This window comes from Paratractidigestivibacter sp. (genome assembly GCF_963660155.1).
Taxonomy (GTDB): Bacteria; Actinomycetota; Coriobacteriia; order Coriobacteriales; family Atopobiaceae; genus Paratractidigestivibacter.
Genome location: NZ_CAVKWG010000031.1, coordinates 23227 through 30244, shown reverse-complemented (window position 1 = coordinate 30244; position 7018 = coordinate 23227). Strand labels below are relative to the sequence as shown.

Sequence of the window (7018 nt, the reverse complement as noted above, 5' to 3'; positions counted from 1 at the left end):
CAGAACGACACTGCGCCAAAACCGTGTCGGTGAACTACCTGGTGAACATGGTGTTGGATTACCAGTCAGAACGACACTGCGCCAAAACCGCTGACATGGGCAAGCCCGACTGGGACAAGTTGGATTACCAGTCAGAACGACACTGCGCCAAAACACCCCGGAGTCATCGCCTCGTAGTCGCGCAGTTGGATTACCAGTCAGAACGACACTGCGCCAAAACTCAGCTTGTTACAGGAGTCTGGGCCGAACGGTTGGATTACCAGTCAGAACGACACTGCGCCAAAACGAGGAGAGCATCGGCGCCGTGTACCAGAAGGTTGGATTACCAGTCAGAACGACACTGCGCCAAAACTCCAAGGCGGGCAAGAGCTTCGCGCTCATGTTGGATTACCAGTCAGAACGACACTGCGCCAAAACTACCCCCGAGGAGCTTGAGCAGGGCGGCGCGTTGGATTACCAGTCAGAACGACACTGCGCCAAAACCGAGCCTGTCTTCAACGCCCGGGCGCTCAGTTGGATTACCAGTCAGAACGACACTGCGCCAAAACAGAGCTGGTGCACGAGTGGCAGGCCACCTAGTTGGATTACCAGTCAGAACGACACTGCGCCAAAACACCCATCGAGATAACGGAGAGGAGCGAAGAGTTGGATTACCAGTCAGAACGACACTGCGCCAAAACAAATGGGCGGCCGCACCACCATGCTTCAAGTTGGATTACCAGTCAGAACGACACTGCGCCAAAACACACGTACCTGCCGTCGACCCACGCCGGCGGTTGGATTACCAGTCAGAACGACACTGCGCCAAAACAGCGCCTGCTGTGCACCGAGCTGTGCGCGCGTTGGATTACCAGTCAGAACGACACTGCGCCAAAACTGGGGTAGGTAGAGAGACTACAGATAGTAGTTGGATTACCAGTCAGAACGACACTGCGCCAAAACCGTTGGCCCAAAATCCCCACTGCAAAGAGACGGCCGAACCGACTGGGTAGAACTATCTATGACTCAAGAAAATACTGGTCAACAACCCTTTTCGACTCATACTCAAAGACGCGCTCATCCTGCACGTTCTCAAGCAACAGCACCAACAAACCCGAATAAAAAATGTGCTCGTAAAGCACCGAAATCTCCTTTTCGGTCAGAAAAGTTTTGAGATTTATGAACAGGATTACCTTCTTGAGGTCGGCGTCAAGGGCCATCGACACGAAATCTATGAGGCTGTCAAGGAGCGAGTCTTGCTGGCTGCGATCAACGCCGAAGCCAAAAACTTTAATGAACTTACGCACGTCCCATTCTAAGTCAAAGCCATAGCCCGCATGCATCGAGAGCCCCAGGGATGCAATACCCGAAGAGATACTGCGAGCGGCGGCGTCGATACTCCCTCTCAAATCCTCGTCTTCGAGAAGTATCTTCTCGAATCTCTTCATCACCTCGCCGGCCAGAGCCTTATCGCCCCACGGGAGCGACAGAGGACTTTCCACCGCAAGGAACGACCCCGAAGATCGCACTTCCTCGTCACCTTCCCACAGGCTATAGGGCTCTATAGCGCATTCACCCTCACCAGAGATGAGGGAAGTGCAGATTCGAGTGAACAGCGCCTGGTTCTCGACCTGCAGGACCGTCGCTTGGCCCGGCGCGATCTCGACCGGTTTCTCGAGCCCGTAGAAAACGAGCCTCATAGAACCAGCAGCTCCTCCATGGTATCGACCTCGTCGTACGACTCGCGGTCTCCCGTGATGTATTCCATCGTCGCAAACTGACTCTCGGTGACGCGCAGCACTTGGACAAGCCCCGCGGGCGGGCGGTTCTTGCGCAGGCGCGCCACGGCCGCTCCCGCAGCCCCGTCGTTGATGACCAACTTAGCGTACACGGATTCCTGCAGCATAAGGTAGCCGTCCTTGGTAAGGAACTTCCGAAACAGCCGGTAGTCCTTGCGCTGCTTGGCAGTTCCGTTCGGCAAATCGAAAAAGACCATGAGCCTCATGTAGCGAACCCTCTGCTCCCCACTCATACGATATCGAACGGCTCTATCTCCTCGACGGAGAGCCGTCTCGCCAGGGCACTTAAGCAATCCTGCACGTAGAGCGAGATGACGGAGCTTACCTTATAGGAGCCGTCGCGGTACGAGACGGTGTGGTTCAGCACGTCCACCAGCAGCCTCCTGTCTGTCTTCGTAAAATCAGCGTCGACGTTGTCGAACACCACCCGGTCAACGATCGGCCTGAACGGTTCCATAAGGTCGCAGCTCAAGTTGAACTGGTTGTACTCGTTTCTGTGGCAAATCCCACTAGCGGTCAGGTAACCACGCGCGACAATCTCACGACTCACGGCCGACAAAATGACCGCGTATCCGTAATTCAGGGCAGCGTTGACAGAGCAGTCGATATCCCGGCTGAAGCCCGAGCCGAACAGCGCCGGAAAATATAGTCGCGCCGCCGCCCCTTCGCGATTCGTTGTGTCTCCTGAACGGACCTCGGAAGCCATCGTCTCGAGCTGCGCGGCGGCCTCGTGCCTATCGCGCAGCCCGAGCAAACGGGCCTGATGGCAAATCTTGTCCTTCGTCACCCTCTGCCACACGCGTTTCTTAGCAGGTTCCGACCAACCGGCTTGCTCGGCAATGCGCTTGCTCACGTTATGGGCGCCGTAGAGCGGCAGATACTGCCCTACGGGGTTCGCCTTCTCATCTGAGATGACGAGCGATATCTTCGCCTTAGCAAGCTCAGACATCAGGTATGCGCTCACAAAGGACTGCGTGGATTGAAGCGTAATCGAAGAGATCTCCGACAGGTGCACCTTGACCACGGCGTCTTCCTTGCGCACGACAAGATAGCCGCCCTGGTAGGTGCACTTGCATGGACTCTCGATAAGGACATTCCTAAAGCCCAATGCGGATCCTCTTCTCGAACATGCCCGTCACGGACTGATCGATAACTGCAAAGTTATTTGGGACTTTATTACGAGCAGGACGAAGCCTACCGGCACTCTTTGGGCCGCCGGCGCACGCCATGTTCACTGGAACCGCTTTGGGACCGCCCCTAAACAACAATAGGATACCGTCAACAAGCCTCTTCTTATCATCGTCAGAGAGTGCCTTAAAAGCATCCTGGACTTGTCCAAAATCAATCGATGAAGCGAGGGGTGATTTTTTCGCTCTCATGGCGGCACGACAAATGGAGCCCATGGCATTATCGGCCCTGTCGGCGTTGCCATCGACAAATTCTTTTATCTGAGCGGCCTCATCAAGAGAAAAGGAAAGCTGAACTGCATTTTTCATTTCTTCCTCAGCGCTGAGGAAGTACCGCTTGCCATCAATCTCAATCAACTGGTAGCAATAAAGATGCGGCACAACTATTTGCAGCAGTTTCCTGCCCGCATCCGCAGCCAACTTATTCGCATAAAACTCCAATGCCGACTCGCCTTTGTCCTTCAAATATATCGGCATGCCCGCAAGCTTCAGAGTCGTCTTGCCCTTAGCGTCAGCCTCTTCATAGACAAAGAAATAGGCGTAGTTTTTACTTGTAAAGCCGCCGTATGCATTCGAATTTAGCCCGCGCTTAAGCTCGATTAGAGACTTCGCTGGGCCCTTTGGCGAAACAGGGTTTGCGTTCCAGAAAGCGCCCGCGCGCTCAAAGGGCATACGCGTGATGTAGCACTGACGACAGTTGAGAACCTTTCGAATACTCTCGACCTCACTCTCGGGATCCCAAAAAATCTCGCCAGTCTCCCTATCAACAATAGTGCGACCGACAAACCTATTGATGAAGTAGCCAGCAGAACCAGGCATCGTATGTGTCTTCTTGAATTCCTCGGACTCCTCGCGCACGTACTTCTTAATCACGTGAGACAGAGCAATCGGGTTGTCATAGGCATTCGGATAGAAACGCTGGATAAAGAGGCCGATGCGACAAGCCAGATATGCATCGTGGGCATGGTGGAAGTCGTTGGCCTCTCGACACTTTACAAGCCCTTCGCGCTCACGGAGGTTATGCGAAAGGCTGGCCTTCACCGGCACGATATTCGCTTCAGGATATCGTGCCCGCAGCAGTGACTGGATGAGTTTAACCATCTGGCTTGTCTCCACAAGCTGACGGGCAACAAACCCCTTCATCGTCTTTTCATCAATATGCGAGCGCAATAGGTTATTGAATTTCTTATCACCAATGAGCTTGGCTTCGTGGAGTTCACGCCAATAAGAGCTCATCTTTATGCGAATAGACGGATCAATCAGTAGCTCGTCCGTCTTGCGCTGGTTCTCCTCGCGATAGACGAGCGCTTTGTTCTCTAGGCTGTCGTCTTTGACGTAGGCCCGCGGAATGATGTGGTCGACCTCGTAAAGGCCCGAGTCCGAAAGCTGGTTGATGTCAATCCTACGCTTAGAGTAAAGGCACTTACCTCGCTGCATAAAGTAAAGGGTCAGACGTTCGTCCATATCCTTGGGCGAAGCAGCACAGATCTCTTTCCAAATCTCTGGGTCATCCTTCTTGAATGCCTCGAGCGCATTCTTCAGCTCGTCGTAGCGGCGCTTAGTCCTCTTGCCTTTTGACTTCGAATCCTCGTCACGAGCGACCTCAACGAAGATGTTCTTGGGAGCATGCCCAGCAATCTTTGAAATCTCATCCACAATACGAATTGCCTGATTAATACCTCTTCGATTCGCCGGAGATCCAGGCAACTCGTTGACGCCGAGAGCACCCGCATTCTCCCTGAAGTAGGCAGCGTTGAAGTCGTCAACGCGCTTCTGAAACCCGAGGTCCTCGTCACGGAGCGCCTCCATAAGAACGAGCGCACGCCCCTTCCGAGAGCTCGAGTTGGGGTCGCCCTCGCGCAGGACATCCATAATTGACTTCTTGCCGGCTTCGGTATCGACTTTGAGCCCCGTGAGGAATCGTTCCGAAAGCTTGCCCCAGCCGGAGAATCGCTTGTTGCAGATCTTTTTGATCTGCAAAGCGTTGAGGGGGCCGCCCACGGCCTCACCATACTTCTTCTCAATGCGTTGCTTAAGGATTCTGCGGTCCTCAAAGAGGGTATTCCAGTGAATGATCTCCTCAACCATCAGGATGTCGCACTCGTCGAGCTCTCTCACATCGAAGATCTTTTTGGCGAAAAAGCGGTAGGAGGCGAGGCTCGACTCGAGCCCATTGGCACCCTGGCCTCCCCTGACCTGCGGGGTTACCATCGTGCCCTCTTCTTTTAACCAGTTTTGGATGTCCTTGTAGCTGACAGAGGCCTTCCTATAGAAGAGGTCATGAATGATGCCCTCGCGCTGAGCGGCATCAAGTCTATGCTCGTGGTCACCGCCATCCTCGCAGATTTTAAGGCCATTGAGCTCGTTCAACACACAGAACTCTTCGTAGAGAAGCGAGCATTTCGGCAATACGTCCTCACCCTGTAGGTAGGTGCAGTTGCCGGTCATGCGCTTGATGAACTTCTCCGCGCTTGCGTCCTTGTCGATGATTTCCTCCCAGTTCCAAGGCGTGATGCGAGCATCTTCCATGCCGGGCTTGCGCTCGGACCAAGCAAAGCGCCGCTTACCGCGAGCATCAACGGCGGCGTGTTTGGTCGAGAGCGGGCCGACGTAGTAAGGGATGCGGAAGGAGACCAGGGATTCGATCTTGTCTTTCTCCTCTAGCAGGAAGGGGTAGAAACGGCCCTGGCTCTCAAGAATCGCATCTAGTTCCTCGAAATGCAGCTGATAGAAGATGCTGCCATTGTCGCTGGTCTTGAGTCTGCGCAGAAAACGCTGCTGCTCGAATTCAGCCATCATCTTGATGTAGCGCTCATCCTCAGTAGCAGCTGTCGAGCCAAGCTCTTTCTTAACGTAAGCGGCAAAGTTTTCGTAGCTCATCTTCGAATGGGACAAGTTGTAGAGGGTATAACCCTTGGCCTTGGAGACGTCGTACTCATCCGTGCCGGGGTACGTGTCGCCGCGGAAGAACTCCTTGTACTTCTCCTTAGGCAGATAGTCTTTAACAAGCTGCTGGAGTACGTCTAAATCATCTCCATACTTCTTGTACTTGGCAATCATGCCGTAAGAGATAGTCTGGCCAGGCGCATAGGAGAGCAAGCCCTGAAGGAGATAGGCGGAATAGACCGCACAGAGCTTGTCGAAAAGCTCCACGCCATCGTCGGGCAGCACCTCATGGAGGGTCTCGACGTCCTCGTCGTTGGAAAGGTAAATCGAGGTCTTCTCGGCAGCCAGCTCACCAAAGACGTTCCTGAACTCGGTCTTGAGTCCAACCATGGCACCTGACAGCGCAGCATTGAACCTCTTGCTGCCGGATGCATCGTCTTCAAGCTCGACCTTGATTAGCTTGACGATTTCCTCCCTCTTCTTTAAGGGAGATTCTTCAGCCTCAAAAGCCTCAACAATCTTCGAGATGTCGTTATCGGAGACTTTCTGCATGGAGGCCTCATGCGCATCGCACCACTCCTTGAGCGCAATGAAAAAGTCCTTCAGTGCGTCATCGGGCTTTGCGGTCTTTGCAGAAAGGCTCTTCTGATCCTGACGCAGGAAATTTCCGCGGTGCTTAACGATGTTGTGAGCGGCGAGATAAATGAGGCGTACGTCAGCCTTCTCGTCAGTTTCCATCAACCAGGCACGCAGGTGATAGATGGTCGGGAATTTCTCGTAGTAGTCCTTCTCCGTAAAGTCGGAGTCGTTAAAGAGTGGCCAGCAATAGTCAAAGACCTCTCCCCTGTCCTCCTTCAGCAAGCGAGACTGACGCAGGCGAAAGAAAAACTCAGGGTCGACCTCCTTGACTTCGTCCTCGAAGAATCCTTGCAGAAAGTTGAGGCGCCAGCGCCTACGGATGTAACGGCGTCGTTGACCTCGATAAGTCCTGGCCGTGGCGGCAGTCTCAGCGCTATCGAACAGGCGGCTACCCCAAGTAGGCTGCTTCTTGAAGTGGAGGAGCTTGCCATCTTCATCCGTTACCGCCCAGCCAACAGAACCGGTGCCCAAATCTAGACCAACGCTGAAGTCATCGGAGAAATTCCTGAGATTCATAGCGAGCTTCCT

At 53.8% G+C, this 7018-nt stretch carries 4 protein-coding genes and 1 CRISPR repeat array; all 4 genes read right to left on the bottom strand.

Going from position 1 to position 7018, the window contains the following annotated elements:
- Nucleotides 1-52 precede the first annotated feature (52 nt).
- Nucleotides 53-942: a CRISPR direct-repeat array (repeat unit 36 nt; unit sequence GTTGGATTACCAGTCAGAACGACACTGCGCCAAAAC).
- A 56-nt stretch (nucleotides 943-998) separates the two neighbouring features.
- Genes csn2 through cas9 form a run of 4 tightly spaced genes read right to left on the bottom strand, consistent with a single transcriptional unit; the run spans nucleotide 999 to nucleotide 7006 of the window.
- Nucleotides 999-1679, bottom strand: a complete 681-nt coding sequence (csn2, locus tag U5709_RS05510) for a type II-A CRISPR-associated protein Csn2 (RefSeq protein ID WP_321971505.1) — start codon at nucleotides 1677-1679, stop codon at nucleotides 999-1001.
- The gene (gene cas2 / locus U5709_RS05505) at nucleotides 1676-1984 is read right to left on the bottom strand and encodes a CRISPR-associated endonuclease Cas2 (protein WP_321972963.1); all 309 of its coding nucleotides are present in this window, start codon (nucleotides 1982-1984) and stop codon (nucleotides 1676-1678) included. Before cas2 ends, csn2 begins: the two co-directional genes overlap by 4 nt.
- Nucleotides 1985-2007: 23 nt before the next feature.
- Nucleotides 2008-2886, bottom strand: coding sequence for a type II CRISPR-associated endonuclease Cas1 (cas1, locus tag U5709_RS05500; RefSeq protein WP_321971507.1), 879 nt, complete (start codon nucleotides 2884-2886; stop codon nucleotides 2008-2010).
- Complete coding sequence (cas9, locus tag U5709_RS05495) at nucleotides 2876-7006, bottom strand: type II CRISPR RNA-guided endonuclease Cas9 (RefSeq protein WP_321972962.1); 4131 nt, start codon at nucleotides 7004-7006, stop codon at nucleotides 2876-2878. Before cas9 ends, cas1 begins: the two co-directional genes overlap by 11 nt.
- Between the last annotated feature and the right edge of the window lie 12 nt (nucleotides 7007-7018).

Bases quoted from the DNA above. Each gene is read 5' to 3' on its own strand.
- csn2 (WP_321971505.1), bottom strand. From the start codon at position 1,679: ATGAGGCTCGTTTTCTACGGGCTCGAGAAACCGGTCGAGATCGCGCCG.
- cas2 (WP_321972963.1), bottom strand. From the start codon at position 1,984: ATGAGGCTCATGGTCTTTTTCGATTTGCCGAACGGAACTGCCAAGCAG.
- cas9 (WP_321972962.1), bottom strand. From the start codon at position 7,006: ATGAATCTCAGGAATTTCTCCGATGACTTCAGCGTTGGTCTAGATTTG.